This is a genomic window from Microcoleus sp. T3_D1, from assembly GCF_036700405.1.
Classification (GTDB): Bacteria; Cyanobacteriota; Cyanobacteriia; order Cyanobacteriales; family Microcoleaceae; genus Microcoleus.
The window spans coordinates 18,292-38,010 of sequence record NZ_JAUBOV010000044.1 but is presented as its reverse complement, the minus strand read 5'-3'; the positions used below and the strand labels follow the sequence as shown (position 1 = coordinate 38,010).

The 19,719-nt window shown below is 45.7% G+C and carries 13 protein-coding genes and 1 tRNA gene; 6 read left to right on the top strand and 8 right to left on the bottom strand.

Annotated elements, in window-relative coordinates; translation table 11 throughout:
- Positions 1-34: 34 nt before the first annotated feature.
- Positions 35-1,468 carry a transposase gene (locus tag QT992_RS19940; protein ID WP_333336484.1) on the bottom strand — a complete coding sequence of 478 codons (1,434 nt, stop codon included), beginning with the start codon at positions 1,466-1,468 and terminating at the stop codon, positions 35-37.
- A 576-nt stretch (positions 1,469-2,044) separates the two neighbouring features.
- Entirely contained in the window at positions 2,045-2,503 is a 459-nt protein-coding gene (locus QT992_RS19935; protein WP_333336483.1) for a GatB/YqeY domain-containing protein, read from the bottom strand.
- Between the two features lie 739 nt (positions 2,504-3,242).
- Here QT992_RS19935 and QT992_RS19930 point away from each other — a divergent pair.
- Positions 3,243-4,235 carry a ribose-phosphate pyrophosphokinase gene (locus QT992_RS19930; protein ID WP_242716335.1) on the top strand — a complete coding sequence of 331 codons (993 nt, stop codon included), beginning with the start codon at positions 3,243-3,245 and terminating at the stop codon, positions 4,233-4,235.
- A 433-nt stretch (positions 4,236-4,668) separates the two neighbouring features.
- Positions 4,669-5,376 (top strand): DUF3747 domain-containing protein, encoded by a 708-nt coding sequence (locus QT992_RS19925; protein ID WP_333322307.1) that lies wholly within the window; start codon positions 4,669-4,671, stop codon positions 5,374-5,376.
- Between the two features lie 795 nt (positions 5,377-6,171).
- Here QT992_RS19925 and QT992_RS19920 read toward each other — a convergent pair.
- The 5 genes from QT992_RS19920 to QT992_RS19900 all read right to left on the bottom strand — a co-directional run bounded on the left by QT992_RS19920 (position 6,172) and on the right by QT992_RS19900 (position 12,587).
- Complete coding sequence (locus QT992_RS19920) at positions 6,172-6,507, bottom strand: XisI protein (RefSeq protein WP_333319378.1); 336 nt, start codon at positions 6,505-6,507, stop codon at positions 6,172-6,174.
- The gene (locus QT992_RS19915; RefSeq protein ID WP_333319376.1) at positions 6,495-6,911 is read right to left on the bottom strand and encodes a XisH family protein; all 417 of its coding nucleotides are present in this window, start codon (positions 6,909-6,911) and stop codon (positions 6,495-6,497) included. The genes QT992_RS19920 and QT992_RS19915 overlap by 13 nt, the downstream gene beginning before the upstream one ends.
- Before the next feature lie 136 nt (positions 6,912-7,047).
- Positions 7,048-7,929 carry a hypothetical protein gene (locus QT992_RS19910; protein WP_333377595.1) on the bottom strand — a complete coding sequence of 294 codons (882 nt, stop codon included), beginning with the start codon at positions 7,927-7,929 and terminating at the stop codon, positions 7,048-7,050.
- Entirely contained in the window at positions 7,907-12,211 is a 4,305-nt protein-coding gene (locus tag QT992_RS19905) for an AAA domain-containing protein (protein ID WP_333377592.1), read from the bottom strand. Before QT992_RS19905 ends, QT992_RS19910 begins: the two co-directional genes overlap by 23 nt.
- A gap of 303 nt (positions 12,212-12,514) precedes the next feature.
- Positions 12,515-12,587 (bottom strand) — tRNA-His (locus QT992_RS19900).
- Between the two features lie 554 nt (positions 12,588-13,141).
- Between QT992_RS19900 and QT992_RS19895 the strand changes: the two genes are divergently transcribed.
- The 4 genes from QT992_RS19895 (at position 13,142) to cobA (ending at position 17,360) form a co-directional block, all read left to right on the top strand.
- On the top strand, positions 13,142-14,668 hold the full coding sequence (locus QT992_RS19895) for a serine/threonine-protein kinase (RefSeq protein ID WP_333377589.1): 1,527 nt from the start codon (positions 13,142-13,144) through the stop codon (positions 14,666-14,668).
- 195 nt (positions 14,669-14,863) lie between these two features.
- Positions 14,864-15,547: a manganese catalase family protein gene (locus QT992_RS19890; RefSeq protein WP_333377587.1), complete on the top strand. Its 684-nt coding sequence runs from the start codon at positions 14,864-14,866 to the stop codon at positions 15,545-15,547.
- A gap of 230 nt (positions 15,548-15,777) precedes the next feature.
- Positions 15,778-16,554: a sirohydrochlorin chelatase gene (locus QT992_RS19885; protein WP_333377584.1), complete on the top strand. Its 777-nt coding sequence runs from the start codon at positions 15,778-15,780 to the stop codon at positions 16,552-16,554.
- Complete coding sequence (gene cobA, locus QT992_RS19880) at positions 16,551-17,360, top strand: uroporphyrinogen-III C-methyltransferase (RefSeq protein ID WP_333319363.1); 810 nt, start codon at positions 16,551-16,553, stop codon at positions 17,358-17,360. Before QT992_RS19885 ends, cobA begins: the two co-directional genes overlap by 4 nt.
- Before the next feature lie 261 nt (positions 17,361-17,621).
- On the opposite strand, the gene QT992_RS19875 is transcribed toward cobA, so the two are convergent.
- A partial coding sequence (locus QT992_RS19875) for an Ig-like domain-containing protein (protein WP_333377581.1) occupies positions 17,622-19,719 on the bottom strand: 2,098 nt, incomplete at its 5' end.

The following is a 19,719-nucleotide window of genomic DNA, read 5'->3' as shown; positions in this document are numbered from 1 at the left end:
AGTTTAAGTAGAAACTGGTGAACGAACCTGACGGTCAACTGAGTACATTTAGACTGCAGGCTTCTTTTTCCTTTTTTTCAAAGGCTTTTTTGAGTGACGGAGTTCCCCCGCCACTTTCGTAATTCAATCCAATCTTCTTTATAAGTTTGGCTGAGTTTTCATCTCGATCCAAAGATTCTCCGCATTGACAAGAATGCCAGCGCTCGGATAATTCTTTCGGTACTTTGTTGAGGCAATTCCAGCAATGCCCAGAAGTGCCTTTCGGATCGACAAACAAAACGCTTTTGCCCAACTTCCAGGCGACATATTTTAGGACGCTAGCAAATTGCCCATGAGCAGCATCAAGCATGGATTTATTCAAACCGCTTTTAGCTGACTGACCGTTCGGCAAGTAAACCAAATTGCCATTCTCAACATTAGTCTTGGGCTGGGCACGTCTCGTTAAATTTTTGACACTCAAGTCTTCAACAACTAAAACTTCACACTTGCTAAATAACTCGTGTGCAGTTTTAAACTGAAAATCTAATCTCGCTCTAGCTACGAACTGATGGAGTTTGGAAACCTTGTCCTTGATAACTTTCCAAGGCTTAGAACCCTTGACTCTATTAGCTAACTTCGCTTGAACTTTTGCCAATTTCTGGGCCGAATTCCTCAAAAACCTAGGATTCTCAACTCTCTCGCCATTGGAAAGATAGACGTAATTAGTGATTCCCAGATCGATGCCAACAGTATTTTCGACCGTCGGTTGAATTTCTGCAACCGTTACGGGAACTGTTTTATCTTCTAGCGTCAGGGAGATATACCACCCATCAGCTTCTCTGATAACTGTTCCCGTCTTAACTGTGAACCTTGTTGGTATTGGACGGTGGAAAACCATAGGTACTTGACCTATTTTTGCGAGGTCAATACAAATCCTATTTTGCTCGTCCTGGACAATATCAAGATTGTCTAGTTGAGGATAAGTGAAAGATTTGTAGTAATGAAGCCCTTTGAATCTAGGCTTGCCTCTACGATTGCCGTTTTTGTCGGGCGTGGTGAAGTTTGAAAAGGAAGTTTCCACTCTGTTGACGACATCTTGCAAAACCTGAGAATCTAACAGTTTATAATCAGGAAATACCTTTTTTGTGTTTTTCAGGTCGGCAAGTTGTATCGTCTGCCACTGTACATATCCGCCTTCAATGTTTGATAAAACATTACCTTTTTTAGTTAAAGGATTGCCTGATTCATCCTTTTTTCTGCCGTCCCTAGTTTGCACTCTACTTAAGGGAATATTTTGATAAATTTCCTCAATAGGGACTATCGAAACAATCAATGGGCAGGCGTTGATAGGCGTTCTCGTGGCTTCCCACCACCTAAATCTTTCACCGAGTCGGTAGTTGTACTGCCGACGGCAGAGTTCTAAATGAGCCACAATAGTTGTTAGTTGGGCTTTTGTGGGTTTAAGGCGGTATTTGTACGTGAGTTGCATTTTTTAACTTCCTTTTTTCGACCTACCTTAATGTACCATTTCTTTGGATTTAATGTTGAGAAAGTACATCAAAATTAAAGGTACTCGCAATGTCTAATTGTCGGTTTCCGTACCTACACCCGACGAGCCTTTCATCACGCTCGGTAATTTATTTGGGGTACTTCGCGCAGCGCTCAGATGTGTCCCCTCTAAATACACGCCTGGGACTTCCCGGCTGGTAGTTAAAAAATAGACGATCGCTCACAGACTTAGTAATGCTAGGTCTTTAATGCTCTTGAGCATACTTCACTCTCTGTAGTCCCCAGTCCCGACCAAAGTTAGTATTTTACATTTTTTTGACATTCTTGGACGCCATGATGGTCAGAAACCGGGTTTTTTCACGAAAATACACAGGTTGCAACCCGCAGATCCGATCGAAAACCCGGTTTCTGCGTCAATATCTCAAGGGAGAAATGCACGATTTTTCGTAGAAACCGGGTTTTTTGGCCTTAGCCCTAATAAATTGTCGCCCCCCGGCCTAAGCCATATCTCTATAAAGCTTGAGATTATTTATGGGAGATGTCTACTGACTACTGACTACTGACTAAGCTTTGCTTTCACCATGTCTTGAATTCTGTTACCGTCTGCTTTGCCCTTAAGCTGCTGCATTGCCTTGCCCATCACCTTGCCCATATCTTTTGCAGAAGTAGCGCCAACCGACGCAATCACTTCGTCCACGACTTGACTCACCTCTTCGTCTGACATTTGCGCCGGCAAATACTCTTCAACAATTGCCAACTCCGCCTCCTCTTGTGCCACTAAATCTTCGCGGCCACCTTTGCGGTATTGTTCGATCGAATCGCGGCGCTGTTTGGCTATTTGCATCAAAATTTCCATTTCTTGAGCTTCTGTCAGCGTTTCTTGCCCGGAGGGACGGAGGCTGACTTCTTTTTCGAGAATAAATTTCTTGATGCCGCGAACTGTTTCCAAGCGAAGTTTGTCCTTGGACTTCATGGCTGCTTTGATTTCTGCGTCAATGCGTTCTCTTAAGCTCATCGATTTCTACCTTGCTTTGCCCGATATCAAAAATCTGAAGTATGCTTCCGATTCTTAACTTTTTTTAGAGTATTTTTCAAGTTTATTGCCTGTTGGTGGCCTTTTTATCGCATTGAACCCGGATGCCTTCGGCTTTCGACTGAATTTGGGGTGGCTGCGCTTGCAGCCTCAGCCCCAAATTGACTCACGCTAGAACTTTTAGACGCAGGGGCACAAGTGCGATCGTACTTCTGCCAGTACAGAGTTCGCTAGAACTCACATCTTGCACCATTCTCGCTTAACAGGCAAGATGCATGTTCCACAAAGAGTAGATTTTCTTGTGGAACAGGCATCTTGCCTGTTCCTAAAAAGCTTATTGACAATGGTGCAACATTTCAGCTAGAACCCACATTCCCCACCCTGGGGGTGTCACACAGCATAATTACGCAGAATGCCCTATCTTTACAGTAATAAATTATGCCCTTAAAAAGTAATTTATCCGTTAATGTACGGTATTCTAGTATAACTTATAGTTTTATTGCTGGATAAAAATAAGTAAAAACCGATTGTGACCGTTGAGTGTGCCGAAAGTGGGCTAGAAACAGGGTTTCTCGGACATATTTCTGCAAGTCCTATTCAATTCGCCTAACCTAACACTTGTGGCCGCCCCGAAAGTTAAATCTCTTAAAAAATTGGCTGAATATTTCTAGTTTCAGATGGTAAGATAGCGATGGAATAAACGTCCTGCAAGAGGCCTGCTGTGATCCGTTCTGCTACTTTACCGCTTCCGCTTCCCGAGCCGCCGGTTTCCGCTCATGACCGTCTGCGGCTGTTCTCCGGTTCTGCTAATATTCCCCTCGCCCAAGAGGTGGCTCGCTATCTGGGGATTGATTTGGGGCCGATGGTTCGCAAGCGGTTTGCTGATGGGGAACTCTACGTTCAAATTCAAGAATCAATTCGGGGTTGCGATGTTTACTTGATTCAGCCAACGTGCTGTCCGGTAAACGATCGCCTCATGGAATTGTTAATTATGATCGATGCTTGTCGCCGCGCTTCGGCTAGACAAATTACTGCTGTCATTCCCTATTACGGATATGCTAGGGCTGACCGCAAAACGGCCGGAAGAGAGTCGATTACTGCAAAATTAGTGGCTAATTTGATTACGGAAGCTGGGGCCGGTCGCATTTTGGCGATGGATTTGCACTCGGCTCAGATTCAAGGTTATTTTGACATTCCTTTCGATCACGTTTACGGTTCGCCGGTGCTTTTGGATTATCTGGCGAGCAAGCAATTGACGGATATTGTTGTGGTTTCGCCGGATGTTGGCGGAGTCGCTAGGGCGAGAGCTTTTGCCAAAAAGCTTGGTGATGCTCCCCTGGCAATTATTGACAAGCGCCGCCAAGCTCACAACGTGGCCGAAGTGATGAACCTCATCGGTGATGTCAGGGGCAAAACTGCTGTGTTGGTGGACGACATGATCGATACTGCAGGCACCATTTCTGAAGGTGCGAGATTGTTGCGCCGCGAGGGTGCGAGGCAGGTTTATGCTTGTGCTACTCATGCGGTGTTTTCGCCTCCGGCGATCGAGCGTTTGTCTAGCGGGGTTTTGGAAGAGGTAATTGTTACGAATACAATTCCTGTGCCGGAAGAAAACCGTTTTAAGCAGTTGACGGTGCTTTCGGTAGCGAATTTGCTCGGAGAAACTATTTGGCGGATTCACGAAGATAGTTCTGTTAGCAGTATGTTCCGCTAGACAGGAAAGGCGCTTTTTGAATGTTTGTTTTAGGGTGCGTTAACAAGAGTGTAACGCACCGTTTTTTTGCCCGATAGTGCGATCGTTTCCCGCTAGTAATCAGCCCCGGTGCATCTAAATTTTACTGTCAAGTCCCATCAAATTCTTGGGGAGTGGGCGTCCCGCCCGCCCGGAAAATACAATTTAGAGACCGCACAGCTTATCAAGTTCCTCGGTAAAATAACGGTTATAAGTTTGTAGTGAGGACTAAAATCCTCATAAAATTCGCTCGGACTTTAGTTCTCACTACGAACCAATGTGACGATCGCCGATCGATCGCACTTGGTACCACCGGAACAAGAGATGGTAAAATTCTATCTTGTTGTTGGAAGAGGGCGACTTTTTTATATTCTAGATAAGTCTCATCACAATAAGGAGCCAATAGGGAAAAATCATGAAACATTCACTTGTACGAACAGTGGCCGCACTGGCAGGTTCAGCAATTTTAACACTTGGCGCGATCGGTTCGGCTAAAGCATTTACTTTTGACGAAACCGAAATTAACCAAGACCGAGTAATTGTCATCGCCCAACCCCGCCCTTTCGGCGGCCACCAATTGCTAATTGTAGAACAAGTATCTGACAAGCGAAAATGCTGGAGCGAAAGCGGCTCTAATCCCGTGAAAGTCGATCCGTTATTAGTTACTTTTGATTTCACCGGTATTTGTGGCCGCGCAACAGACAGCAACGGCTTTTCAATTCGCATGGCCGGCACAGATTTAGCATTAAAATACACCCTGACTTTGGAAAGTGTTGATGGTAATGTTCTACTAATGGGAACCCCGGTAGATTACCAAGGTAAATCTGTGATTATAGGTCGCACAAATGGCGATCTTAACGAATTCATGAAAATTACTCTCGATCCTGCTTGGCGCTTGAGTAAAAGAGCTTATCAAGGCCGCACATTAGGTCACTTTTATTTCACTACCAATGAACCCGCACCGGGAGAAATTGGCAATACCGGAGGCAATACCGGAGGCAATACCGAAGCAATACCGCAGCCAATACCGCAGCCAATACCAATACCAATACCGCCGCCAATACCGCAGCCAATACCGCAGCCAATACCGCAGCCAATACCGCAGGAAATACCAATACCGTAAGCAATACTGGCTTTTCTACAACTCGGAGATAGCTACCCTTCCGAAATTAAAGAAGCTGTGGGCTTTGGGTTTGTAGCGCGGTTTTCTCAAAATAATACTTTGCGGCCGCAACTTGCTGTTACCAGAGAGCAATTGGTATCTTTAGTTTGGGAATCCTTGAAATGAATACAAGGTGCTAATATCACATTTCCTAGCCATATTTCTATCCGTCCGTATAGCGACGTTGATATTCCCGCTGGAGTGCCGGAAAAGTTCTATTTGCGCGGAACAACAAGATAGTTAACTACTATCAAGATGGAACTTTTAAACCTACCCAGTCAGTCAATCGCCTTGAATTGATGGGGGGCTGCCAAAAGTGGAGGAATTTGGTTTGTCGGCGGGAATGCAGCCGAATTTAGTTGCTAAAGAGCCGTCTAAAACTTTTTCAGACCTTCATAATTATTGGGCTGCTTCTATTATTACTCAAATGTCTTCTTATTGTTCTGTTGGGAGCATCTCAGTTTGGCATTTACAGTGCGAGCGTCCCCGCTCGCGTATTGTACAATACGCGAGCGGGGACGCTCGCACTACAATAAAAAAAATGCTTTTTACACAACTGAGATGCTCCCGTTCTGTTACTGCCGCTATTAACAAAATGGGCAATCAATTTGCTCCGAATGATTATGCAAAGCGCAATTACGCGGCGGCTACTTTACGGATGCTGAAATGCGTTAACGCTTAGTAGGGCGAATTAGATACCCGACAACTTTGGCGAAGTCGGGTATCTGACTATTCTATTTTTTTTAGCTTGACATTTTACGCTACACCGTAATCAGTATAGGGCCGTTTGTATGGGGGTTGCAATCCCAAAACAATATCCTCTCTCGGTACTCCCATTTCAACTAATTCCTCCGCAGGATTTTGATCTGTCAAATTTTGCTGGAGCCAGATTTTGCCATCTTTGATGTCAATGTGAATGATGGTTCGATAAATCCGGCTTAACTCTTGCCAGCCGACATTCATCCACTGATAATGATCTCGTTCTGTGTCTAAAATAAGTTGCACTTCGACTTCATCATCGGAAACATCATCTTCGGCATAGTGGCTTATTAATGTCTGAACATATTGACGATATTGAGCTAGTTTGTCCATTGCACAATCACCTCATTTCTGGGATGGTATACGATTAGCAACACCTGATACTGTTGTACCGCAGTTTGAGTAAACTCATACTGAAAAAATGTTCTATACACTTCAAATGGAACTGCCAAGTACAATTTGCGATCGGGTTCAACCGATGCCAAGGCAAGCCGATAACTGAGAAATTGCCCCAATGCAGCATAAAAGTCTGTAATCGCAGAGGAATTGAGAAAGCTTTTGATTTCGACTGCAATTTTCTCCCCACCTCGCTCCGCTGCGACAAGCCTTTCTGCTCCCAAATCGACCTGAAAGTTAACATTACCAAACTTGAACTTTAGTGGATCGGCAGTAATCACCCACTGTTCTTTTTGAAGGGCCCGTTTTACGGATTCGTGGAAAGTATCTTTGGCAGACACAAACAAATTCTCAGCGCGATTGCAAATAACTATTAATTATATCGAAATTACGGTATATTGTCAATCGGTACAATCCTAATTTTCTAAAGAGTTTTAATTTTTAAGTTAATCAGGACTTGAGTCCTCATCATATCGTTTACTTGGGTTTCTTCTTAGATGGCTTTTTAGGACTTTTCGGGACGGGGATTGTCTCTGATTCTTGCTGTGCGATGTCTGGGGTTACTTTACATAAGTCGTTCAAGGAAAGTTTTTGCTGGGATTCCAGTTCGTTTAGCAAGTTTGATGCAGTTTCTAATATTTGCTTTCCCTGTCGGACTTGAATAGTAGTTTTATTTTCGATCGCATCTAACAACACAAAAATCGAGACTGTTTGCCAAATCTCTAAATCGTCGCCGATGACATCGCAAGCAGAGACAATTTTGCCGTTTTGTGGGGCGTGAATTCCTAAGCCGGAAGCTTGAATTAACGGCTGGATTTCTGCTATACTTAAATCCGCCAGGTCAGTAATTTTATGTTCGAGCGATACTAAATCTGCTAAATCTGGCAAGTTGACCGATTCGGCCGCTAAAGCATCGAATTTAAAGGTAAGAGTTTGATTCAGCGGATCGGAAATGGCATAAAGTGATTGAATTTGCGATCGACTAACCGCACCTTTATCGAAAAAATCTCTACCTTGGGGGGCGATCGCAATTTGCCCATTTTCAGCCACCTGCAAGCTTTCCAAACTAACCAGAGTCGCCGCCGTAGTCTTGACAAAAATCTCGTCTAACCCCAGCAAATCCGCCAATTCCTTCAAAGTTGGCGCAGGTTCAAACTCAACGCCCGCCCGCAAAATGAACTCTTCCAACACGTTAAACTCGCGCGGTTCACTAATCGCCACCTCCAGCGGAGTTTGGCGGATTGCGAAGCGGAATTGACGCGCCGCCAACACTGACAAACCCGGATTTTGTTGCTCAATTTGTTCGGCTAGCGAACTTAAATTCGAGTCTATTTGTTTAGTTGAGGACGCTAGAGACATCTACAAAACCTCCGCAGTGACGCACCGTTTTTGAAACTTCCTGATACATTTTTCCCACAGTACCTGTTTGTTGGGTAAATAAATCGTGGCAGCCGACAACTACCAGCAATTCTTGAGCGCGGGAAAATGCCACATTCACCCGTTCCGGTTCCTTAGCAAATCCAATATCGCCCCTAACATTATTGCACACTGTGCTGACAATAATTACAGGTCTTTCCATGCCTTGAAATATGTCAACCGTACCAGTGCGGATGCTCAAAGCAGGGAATCTGTCGCCTTCGATTCTGTCTTTAATTGCATTTAATTGAGCAGCATAAAAAGTGATAATTCCGATTTCTTTCGGTGGTTCACCCTCGGCAAATTTGGGCTGCCAAGCTATCTCCATTTGTTCGCACAAACGCTCGATCGCATCAATCTCCTTGACATTCAACCGCGAAGTACCCTGTTTTTCCTCTTCAAATCCTTGTCCGATCGGCGTTTTCACCCACAGAATGTGATTATTTTCTTGAAGGATTCCACCTGCGAGGTTGTGGGCGCGCTTGGTGTCAGCTTCCTGAATGCCACAGTTGAGTTTTTGCTGGTAAAACTGATTGATTGCGCCCATAATTTGCGGGTGCATTCGGTATTGAGTTGTCAGCATCTTTTTGATGCTGTCGCTGGCAGTTTCAAACAATACTTTAAACAAAGATTCTTTGATGAAGCTAAGTTCGTCTCCGGTACAGCCGATGTCTTCGGCAATATCGTCGATCGTACTTTGATTAAACATCGGCGGCAATTGTCGGTGATCGCCCACTAATACTAACTTTCTGCCTTTCAAAGCGGGAATTAACAACTCTGGGGGAGTGCATTTACTAACTTCGTCAATGATGACTGCATCAAAGCTAGGAAAGTTTTTAGTAAAATCGAAACTAGCAGCTTGCACGCAAGTAATGCCGATCACGTTGGCATTGTCAATATAAATTTGCTTTAAATCGTTGCGGTCTTTTTCAGAGGGATTGCGGAGTTTTTGAATCCAATCTGTTACAAAGTTTTGAGAGCGATTTAGTGCTGTTTCTTCTTGTTCTAATTTCCGCTGCCAAGTTTTGAATAGACGCTTAATTTTGTTTAAAAAAGCTACGCTGAAGAATCCTGTATTCGGAACTTCTGGCTGGTATTGAGTCGGGATAGTTTGCCATGCTGACTCCCACCAATTTCTTTCAACAAGTAATGCTGCGGTTGGTTGCTGCTGTTGTAGTTGAGCGTTAATTTCGCTCAATTCTGTTTGAAGTTCGGCGAGTTGCTGCTGCGAAGTTGCAGCCGCAATTTGCAGCGGGGATAAATGCTCGTCAAGAGTGTTTTTGATTGTCTCCAAAACCCCAAAAGGGTCTAAGTCAGCAATTGATTTTTCAAGCTGAATCGCGCTTGCTTTCCAAGCCTCAACTTGCTTGACAAACTGCTGCGGTTGCTCCCAAATATTCGATTTTTGGGCGAGATATTGTTCGGCTAAAATTCGCAATTTTTCAGGTACATTTGGCTGTTGGACAATTGCTTGCAACAAATTAGTAACTTCGCTAATTTTTAAGTTAGCCTCTTGCTGCGCTGTTTCTACCTGAAGTTTAGCGGCGGCTATTTCCTGCTGGCTCAAGGTTTGACCGATTTTATCTAATAACTGTTGCTGTTTTATAAGCTGCTGTTCGGTTTCGGTTTTCAGGGGAACCACGCACTGACGGGCATTTGCGAGGATACTGTGCAGCAATTCTTTGACTAGGCGATCGAAGGTAGCCTGGATCTGATTTGGGTGCAATGATTCACTATAAAATTGTTGAATGCTACCTAAGAAAGTGCGAGCTTTTTCGATGATAAATTTGCGCTGACTTTGGCTGACTTGGGAGTAGCTGGCGAAGTCTTTGGCTAGTTGTTGCCACTGTGTACGATCGCCCGCAGAGAGCACGATCGGCGTTTGACTCAAATTTAGGTGCAGAAACTCGCTAAACCGGAACTGTTGCCCTTGTATGTCCTTAAAACCTGCGCTTTCTTCGTGGGATATCGCCTTTTGCAACCGATCCAAATCGGGCAAATTGATTTTGCATTTGGGCGGCACGATCGGCAATTTGAGCGATCGGGAAATTTTCAGCAATCCTGGCGGCAATCCTACCATATCATCCGTGAGCATTGCGCCCGTTTCCCAGCAAGTTTTCACGACTTCATAGAGCCCCGTATCTGCCGTCTCAATCCACTGTGCAACGGCGACGACAACGGCTGCAATTTCCGCTTTTCGCAGTTCCAAATTCTTGATTTTCTGTTCGAGATTTTGGCGGTGTGTCTGATTTTGCCGATCGCCCAATTCGAGTTGATTGACAGCCTCAGACATCTGCCGCGACACCCGCAACGACTCTGCAACCGCCGACATAGCGTGACAAATATCATCAGCGCGATCGAAAGCCGTCTTAAATTCCGATAGTTGCGCTGCTACAGTTTCCTGCAGCCAAACCGCAATCCCAAACGCACCACAACCAGGGCGATCGAAGCCTATTTGAATAGCATTGCTAGCGGCAATCCGAACATTTGCCATAAAGTTTTCTACTAAAACATTGCCTTCGGAATATGGTTTTAGTCGGGGCATAAACTCGGCCACTTCTGGAGATTCCCAGTTAACATTAGGCGCATCCAGCAGATTTTCTAACCCACTAACTAGAGGTTCAATCTCGCTTTTTTCGGTTAAAACCCGTTCATACTCTGCTGCTTGCTGGTTGCACTTTTCCTCAAGACTTGCTTTACTGTCGTGCAGGTGTTTTAGTTCATTAAAAAAATCTCTCTCTGCGGCACAGTAGGCGGTAAATCGATCTGAGTCTGCCACCAACTGCCGCAAAGATTTGACATTAGTCAGACGCTGCGAGAGCTTTTGTTCGCAGTCAGTCGCCGTATTTTGCAGCCAAGTGCCGATCGCATTTTCCTCCAAAAACGGCTGGCCTTCTTCCTGCACCTTATGAGCTTTTCCCTTCCGCAAAGCCCGAATCGCCGGATTGTGAACTAAGCGACTCAAAGCATTGTCTACAGCCAAATTTGCTTGCGAAGCAATTAGCGTTTTGCCACCCTGACGGGCAATTTGATAGCAAATCTCCGCAATCACAGTTGTTTTGCCCGTTCCCGGCGGCCCTTGAATCAAAATTAAATCCCGCGCCGAAAGCACCGTTTCTACGGCAGCAAGTTGATCCTCATTAGCATTGCGATTTAATAAGTTTTCCCGATCCAATTTAATCACTTTTTCGGGCATTCTCGCCTGAGAAGAGTCGAATAAAAACTCACTTAAATAAGGATTTTGAGCGCGCCCGTCTGTCAGCATTTTTAAAGCTTTTTTCTTGCGTTCGATCTGACTGATATCGCCCGCCGCCTCAAAATACAAGAATCCTTGTTTGGGCATTTGATATCTGCCGCCCGCCATGCGATATCCTAAATCAACATCTAACTTAATGCGTAATTTACCATGTTCAAAGTCAATTTCAGCGATGCTGCCTAATGTCTCTCCATCTCGGCTGCTTCTGCTTCCGGGCGGCGAATCAAACAGGATAATTTCTTCATTTCTGGCTTTTTTCAGCCTTTCGCGAAAGTCGCCCAATTCTAAGGGATTTTCCTCATAGCCGTCAAGAGTTGCGGAATTACGATCGATTTCAAAAGTGACGATTTTAAAGCCGGAACCGTAATTGTGTCCTCGGAAAGGTACACAAAATTGACGCGCTTCGGCGATGCGTTTTTCCACATTTAAAAAAGTATGCCAAACTTTTAGTTGTTCGGTAGTCGGTATGTGTCTATCGTCCCAAAATGGCATTTGTTGGACGCGGGCGATCGACTTTACAGGAATTGGCGATCTACTCTTAGCCAAAAGTCGCAACTGAACCGGCAAAGAATACCCATCTTTCCTCCCTCTGGGAACCGCCACCAAACCAGCATCCAACAGTTTTAAACCGCCAATTCCGTCTTCACAGCGTACAGTTGCTAACAACCGCAAAGTGCGATCGGCTTTTTGCAACAATTGAGGTAATTCAAAATCATCTCCATCCGTAGCAAGCAGCAATTCCCAGATTTCTTCTTCCGAAAATCTCTCATTTACCTTTTGGCGGCGCACGTAGAAAAGATTGTGGGATTTGCCAGCTATCTCCGACATCAGAATTTCCGCACGTTCTCGGCATTCCCAATCGCAATATTTCCCTAAAGCCGCTTCTCCTTCTATATCCCGAATAAACTTATTAATTGTGCGATCGCCACTAAATTTATATCCCCAATCTTCTGTTACTAAAGATGGCATACTTTGATTTTAGATTTTAGATTTTAGATTTTAGATTGGATTTAAGGGTGTTGCTGATTCACGGTAGGAATCAAATTTTCGCTTGATGTTACAAAACTAACCCGACTTGGCTTATAGCAATGCCGAAATCTGAATTCTTATTTGTATTCAGCAACGCCGGATTTAAGATTAGCACATTGGAACTTGTGCCGACAGAACCGCGACATCCCAAAAAAAATTAAGGTGTGCATTGCACACCCTACGACCATCGCAAATTACCGTACAGGCAATGGGCGATCGAATTAAACAGTTGAGAATCAAAAGGGCGAACGATGGGACTTGAACCCACGAATGGTGGTACCACAAACCACTGCCTTAACCACTTGGCTACGCTCGCCGTATCAGTTTTAACTATAGCATCATATCTCAGCACAAGTCTAGGGGTAAGGCAAAAATATTTTGAAATATTTCTGAGCGTCCCTGAACCGGACAGATCGATGGTGCCTCAAGTTCCAAGCACAGTAAGACTATAGCACAATTTTCGCTCCGCGCGATCGGCCTGTGCGATCGGCCTGTGCGATCGGCAATTATCTCGCCCCCAGCACTTATGCGGCGTGGGTTCGGCCGCTCTGGCAGCGTCCCGATTCGATCCAGCGCATTAAAATAGCCTTATATCCCGGACTGCATCAGTTGTCAACCCTGTCTCTTCTCTCTCTTCTCTCTCTTCTCTCTTCCCTCTTCCTTCGCGCCCTTCGCGTCTTCGCGGTTCGTTAAAAAAAGTCTTGTCCGCCATCTAAAATCTAAAATCTAAAATCTAAAATCGATATCAGTTGTCAACCCACTCTCTTCTCTCTCTTCTCTCTTGCCTCTTCCTTCGCGCCCTTCGCGTCTTCGCGGTTCGTTTAAAAAAAACTCTTCTCCGCAATCCAAAATCTAAAATCTAAAATCGATATGAGCTACTGTATCAACCCAGAATGTCAAAATCCTCAAAACTCCAACACCGCCAAATTTTGCTTAAACTGCGGCTTTAACCTGTTGCTGAGACAGCGATATCGCCCGATTGAACTTTTAGGTAGAGGCGGATTTGGTAAAACTTTCCTAGCAATTGATGAAGACATCCCATCTGTACCCCGCTGTGCTGTCAAGCAATTTTATTTTTACGACCGTGACCCCGAAATTTTCAACAAAGCCGTTGAATTATTTCGCCAAGAAGCCGTCCGTTTAGACGAGCTCGGAAAACACCCGCAAATCCCCACATTATTAGCCTGCTTTGAACAAGAAGGCCATATTTATTTAGTTCAAGAGTTTATAGAGGGAGCGACTCTTAAACAAGAATTAGACAATAGTGTATACGATGAAGAGCAAATTTGGCAAGTGCTGCAAGACTTATTGCCCGTGCTGCAATTTATCCACGACAAGCGTGTCATTCACCGCGACATCAAACCAGAAAATATTATCCGCCGCCAGTCAGACAACAAACTCGTATTGATCGATTTCGGCATAGCCAAACTGCTGACTGATTCAGCGATACTCCGTTCAGCAACGCTCATCGGCAGTCAAGATTATGTAGCTCCCGAACAAATGCGCGGCAAAGTATTTCCTGCTAGCGACCTTTATAGTTTAGGGGTTACTTGCGTTCGCCTAATGACGCAAGTTCCTCCCTTGGATATGTACGACTGCAACAACGAGCGCTGGTGGTGGCGCGAGTTTCTCCCCAAAGCCACGAGTATTAGCGACGAGTTAGGTGCAATTTTAGATAAATTGCTGCAAACTCGTCTCACTCAGCGGTACAGTTTTGCTACGGAAGTTTTGCAAGATATCACAGCAGCTTTAGATATTCGCCATCAACATTTGCTTGCGCCCAAAAAGCCGATCGCTCCTGCTCTTAATTATAGCGACAACTCAACCGATATCAGCGCGCTACAAACTGCTGATTCTCCGATTTTACCCACAAATGCCGTAGCCAATTCCGCAGAAACTTTTCCCTTATCTGTTACTTCAAATCTCGATCCAACCCTGATTTCGGCACGGGGAATTAATTATACCAAACTGCGAGATTTTTTGTCAAACAAAAAGTGGAAAGAAGCCGATCGCGAAACTTGGGGCTTGATGTGTCAATCTCTTTCCCAGCAACCGGGAACTCAGCTAGAAATTAGCCAAATTTACCAGCTACCGTGCGAAGATTTGCAAACAGTCGATCGCCTTTGGCTGCACTACAGTCAAGGTCGGTTTGGCTTCAGCGTCCAAAAACAAATTTACGAAAGCGTTAAGGGAGACTATATCAGATTTTGCGATCGGGTCAACTGGCAAACCTACAATTCTGCTACTACTTTAGGGCAGATTAAATTTAGTCAGCAAGCACCAATCGGACACCTCCCGTCTCGCAGTTGGGTTGGCGGCATTCAGTGGCTGCGACACCTCGATGCCCTGTCAGCAAAATTAACCGAGTGCGACAATAATGCAGCTTGTAAATTGTAGTATTTATACCGACTAACTAGCTAAAAATTTAACTTTAAACTCTACCTGAAAGCAGATAAATTTGTCGCGAGAGATGTATCCATCGACCGAGGCTCGGTGCGATCGATTGTCGCACAATGGATGCTGAAGGTGAACACAGCTACAAGTCTGCGATCCTGAGACTGTAACAACAGAATTAAAGAGAGGTATCAATCCATGTTTTTTCACAAAAAACAATTAATGGCTGCGGTGACTGTAGACGAAGCCAACCCCCGTTTTGCCCAATTGCTGCTAGAACAGTTTGGCGGAGCAACCGGAGAACTGACAGCAGCTCTGCAATACTGGGTGCAGTCCTTTCACTGTGAAGATGCAGGGATTAAGGATATGCTCCAAGATATTGCAATAGAAGAATTCAGCCACTTAGAAATGGTTGGTAAACTCATAGAAATGCACACCAAAAACTCTGACCAAACAGAAGCTTATAAAAGCACTTTGTTTGCCGTGCGCGGTGTAGGCCCGCACTTGTTGGATAGCCAAGGTCAAGCTTGGACGGGTGCTTATGTCAACGAAGGTGGCGATGTAGTGCGCGATTTACGCGCTAATATCGGTGCGGAAGCAGGAGCTCGCCAAACCTACGAAGAGTTGATTAAACTAGCACCGGATATGGGAACGAAAAAGACGTTGCAGTTTCTGCTGACTCGCGAAATTTCTCACACTCAGATGTTCATGAAAGCTCTGGAATCGCTGGGTAAACTCACCGATCCGATGTTCGGCAATATTCCGCCAGATTCCACGGTGGATCTCTACTTTAACTTGTCCACAAATGGCAAGGATGAACGCGGCCCTTGGAACTCGGAACCTACTTTCCAATACATTGCCGATCCCGCTCCAAAAGCTTAATTTGATAGTTGTGTAGGGTGTGTGGCTTAACAGATTTAAGCCCAGTGTTAAGTAAGTTGTAAGCCGCGCACCTTCTTTTTGAGGGTGCGCGGCTTAGAATATTTAAGCCCAGTGTTCAGTAATTTTAAAACCGCGCACCTTGGTTAAGTTGTTACAGGTGCGTGACTCGGAATCTTCGGGTTGAGTGTTGAGTAATTTTCAAGTCACGCACCCTACGGTGCTATAATTATTTGAATTTCCGATCGAACCTTAACATCCCATCTATATTGAAATTGCGATCGACCTATTTATTAGTATCTCACGGCAGCCGTGACCCCAGACCCCAACTAGCTTTGGAAAACCTAGGTCAACTGCTGTCTCAAAATTGGGCTGACTCGTTCCCCGCAGTAGCAACCGCCACCTTAGAACTCGGCCCCGCACCCCTGCACGAACAAATTTGCAGTTTTGGCGAACGTACCCTGTCCCTGGGACTGACAGAATTGCAAATACTGCCTGTATTTTTATTGCCGGGAGTTCACGTCGCCGAAGACATACCGGCAGAGGTGGAAATTGCCCAAAAAACTTTTGGTGACCAGCTAAAAATTGAATTGCGCCCCCATTTAGGTTCCCAGGAAGCAGGCTTAACAAAATTGGTAAAAAGTCAGATGCAAGAGGTGACTTTTCTCCCCAATCTGCTATTGCCAAAATGGATTTTATTATCTCACGGTAGCCGTCGCCCCGGAGGTAACTCAACAGTTGAGGAAATCGCCAGCAAACTCGGTGCGGTGACAGCTTATTGGTCGGTAAAGCCGAGTTTGTCAGAGCAAATTGAGAGTTTGGTTCGTGGTGGACAGCAGCAAATAGGAATTGTGCCATACTTCTTATTTAATGGAGGAATTACAGATGCGATCGCCAAAAATGTCGCACAGCTAAAGCAGCAATTTCCAGCGGCGGAACTTCATCTCGCAAATCCTCTAGGCGCAAGTGTAGAATTAGCAGACTTAATTGGGAATTTAATTCAAGAATGAACCGCAGAGGCACAGAAGAGGTAAAGGAAGAAAGAAAAATGTCTTTAGGAAAAGTGTATTTAGTAGGTGCGGGGCCCGGAGATCCGGGTTTGATGACCTTGAAGGGAAAAGCTTTGTTAGAGTGTGCGGATGTCGTGATTTACGACGCTTTAGTCAGCCCTCAAATTTTGGCAGCAATCAACCCCCAAGCTGAACGAATTGATGCCGGAAAACGCAAAGGCCGCCACTCGTTAATGCAGGATGAAACAACTCAGTTAATGATAGAAAAAGCTGGAGATAATGCGATCGTAGTTCGTCTCAAAGGCGGCGATCCGTTTATCTTCGGCCGCGGTGGCGAAGAAATGGAAGAGTTGGTAAAAGCTGGAGTGTCAGTAGAAGTCGTCCCCGGTGTAACTTCTGGGATTGCGGCCCCTGCTTATGCGGGAATTCCTTTAACACATCGATCGTACAGTTCCTCTGTCACCTTTGTCACCGGCCACGAATCAGCGGGAAAATATCGGCCGGAAGTAAATTGGCAGGCGATCGCCCGTGGCTCCGAAACCATTGTAGTATACATGGGAATCCACAATTTGCCTTACATTATCGGCCAGTTAACAGATGCAGGATTGAGTGCAGAAACGCCCATAGCCTTAGTGCGCTGGGGAACGCGGCCGGAACAAGAAGAATTGATCGGAACTTTGGGTACAATTGTAGAGCAAGTTGAGGCGATCGGATTTGCAGCACCTGCGATCGCAGTAATCGGAAATGTTGTCAATTTGCACTCGATATTATCGGGCTGTCGGCCCGTTTCTCAGACTGTAGAATAAGCGGGATAATAGGAGCGATTGCAAATTAGGGGCCGTCAAGTTAATCTAGAATTAGCATCTTGTTCGCATCCCTTTTTTGAGTACGTCACTACTCCCTGATTGTATACGAGCGCCAGGACATGATATTAAGGATCGCGAATTAAATAATTTACACAAGTTTGTGGGGAGTAGGGGTTGGGCGTCCCGCCCGCCCTTTCTGGACGGGCGGGACGCCCATCCCACAAGAACCATCACGCATTGTAAGTTATTTAATTCTCATTTCTAAGCAACAATCTGGAAGTCGCTGACTGTCAGGGATGGCGTACCGTCAAGCGTGGCAAATAGCGCACCCGTTCCTAAACCAACTTGTGCCCCATTCTGGTTGAAGAATAAGTGGCCCGTGGCGCGACTGTAAACAATTAATTCCTTGCTGGTTTCTACTTCTAAATCGCTATTTACAAAGCCAATATGAGCAGAAGTAATTGCTCCGAATGCAGTTTGACCTAAGATAATTTTGTCTGTACCGATGGTAAAATCAGTAATGCGATCGCTCCCAACATCAGCAGCATTAAAAGCACTGTTTGATTTAAACAGAAACCCATCTTGACCAGCACCACCAGTTAGAAAGTCATTGCCTGCATTCCCTGCAAGTTGGTCGTTGCCATCGCCACCCATCAGCGTATCATTGCCATCGCCACCGGAAACACTGTCATCACCTAAGCCACCATTAAATGTGTCGTCGCCACCGGACATATCAACAACTGAATTGGCGTAGGTTCCCAACAAGTTAATTACATCATTACCATCAGAATTTGAACTCGCAGCTTCATCGCCCTTGAGGCCGATGGAGAACCGAAAGTCGTTCATGGTGATAGTAATGCTGTCGTTACCGATGCCGCCGATAATTTTGTGGTCGGAACTCGGTGCATCGTCGGGATGGGTGTTGTTGTCCCAGGTTTCAGCAAAGGTGATGTTGATGCTGTCATTACCAACACCGCCTTGAACATCATTTACGCCGTCGGGGTCGGTAATGGTGTCGTCGCCCGTACCGCCGAAAATGCGATCGAGATTGCCTAAACCGCCGTTGATGAGGTCATTGCCGCCCTGGCCATCAATGAAATCATCCGCACCGTCGTCCTTGATGGTGTCGTTACCGTCCGCGCCCATCAGTGTATCTGGATCGGGAGTACCGCTGAGAATCAAAGGGGTAATCGGGGGGTTTGTATTAGCCGGATTGACGGTGAGGTTGACCTTAGCTGTTGCCGTACCTCCTTGACTGTCGCTGACTTGATATGTTAAATAGTCCGCGCCGTGGAAGTTAGGATTGGGGGTATAAAGGATGAAATCACCGATCGCCGCGCCCGGTATGCCATTTTTCACCAAAGCCTTACCATGAGACGGATTGGTGGCAATGCTGAGAGTCAGCGCATCGCCGTCTGCATCGCTGTCGTTGGACAAAACATCGATCGCAATCGCCGAGTCTTGATTGGTGATGGCACTATCTGCGATCGCGATCGGCGCCTGGTTGACCTGATTAACGGTGAGGTTAACAGTGGCTGTCGCTGTCCCCCCGTGACTGTCGTCAAGCTGATATGTAAAGCTGTCCTGACCCGTGAAGTCACCCTGGGGCTGGTAAGTAATGAAATCATCAGCCTTGTCAAACGTACCGTTATGGTTAATCTCAGCTTTCCCGCCGACTCCATTGGTCAAAACTGTAAAAGTTAGGGGATCGCCGTCTGGATCGCTGTCATTTGCTAAAACTGGGATATTGACAGCAGTGACTCGATCTGTGGTGGCGCTGTCATCGATCGCGATCGGCAATTTGTTGGCAAACTCGATCGTTACAGTAGCTTTCGCTATACCCCCGTGAGTGTCATCGATCTGATAAGTGAAGCTATCCGCCTCCCAGAAGTCACCGTGGTGCCGATAAGTGATGAAGTCATCAGCCTTGTCCAGCGTGCCGTTATAGTTGATTTCAGCTTTGCCGCCGACTCCGTTGGTCAAAACTGTCAAAATCAGAGGATCGCCGTCTGGATCGCTGTCATTTGCTAACACTGGAATATGGACAGCAGTGTCTCCGTGGCTGGTGGCGCGATCGTCGATCGCAACTGGCAATTTGTTGACGGCTTTAACTGTCACCTCAACCTTGGTAACAGCAGTACCTCCCTTACCGTCGTCGATTTGATAGAGAAACACATCCTGCCCGCTGAAGTTGGCATTGGGAGTGTAGGTGATGGAATCGTCTTGTGGATTGTCCGGCGTACCGTTGTTGTTGACTTCTGCTTTGCCGTTGTTTGAAGTCTTGAAAATGCTGAGGTTCAGGGGGTCGCCATCCGGTTCCCTGTCATTGGCGAGGACGTTAATCTCGATCGCACTGCCA

What these genes read in the sequence shown, in the direction of transcription:
- QT992_RS19940 (WP_333336484.1), bottom strand. Translation starts at nt 1,468, where the DNA reads ATGCAACTCACGTACAAATACCGCCTTAAACCCACAAAAGCCCAACTA.
- QT992_RS19925 (WP_333322307.1), top strand. Translation starts at nt 4,669, where the DNA reads ATGAAACATTCACTTGTACGAACAGTGGCCGCACTGGCAGGTTCAGCA.
- cobA (WP_333319363.1), top strand. Translation starts at nt 16,551, where the DNA reads ATGAACCGCAGAGGCACAGAAGAGGTAAAGGAAGAAAGAAAAATGTCT.
- QT992_RS19920 (WP_333319378.1), bottom strand. Translation starts at nt 6,507, where the DNA reads ATGGACAAACTAGCTCAATATCGTCAATATGTTCAGACATTAATAAGC.
- QT992_RS19895 (WP_333377589.1), top strand. Translation starts at nt 13,142, where the DNA reads ATGAGCTACTGTATCAACCCAGAATGTCAAAATCCTCAAAACTCCAAC.
- QT992_RS19935 (WP_333336483.1), bottom strand. Translation starts at nt 2,503, where the DNA reads ATGAGCTTAAGAGAACGCATTGACGCAGAAATCAAAGCAGCCATGAAG.
- QT992_RS19890 (WP_333377587.1), top strand. Translation starts at nt 14,864, where the DNA reads ATGTTTTTTCACAAAAAACAATTAATGGCTGCGGTGACTGTAGACGAA.
- QT992_RS19910 (WP_333377595.1), bottom strand. Translation starts at nt 7,929, where the DNA reads ATGTCTCTAGCGTCCTCAACTAAACAAATAGACTCGAATTTAAGTTCG.
- QT992_RS19905 (WP_333377592.1), bottom strand. Translation starts at nt 12,211, where the DNA reads ATGCCATCTTTAGTAACAGAAGATTGGGGATATAAATTTAGTGGCGAT.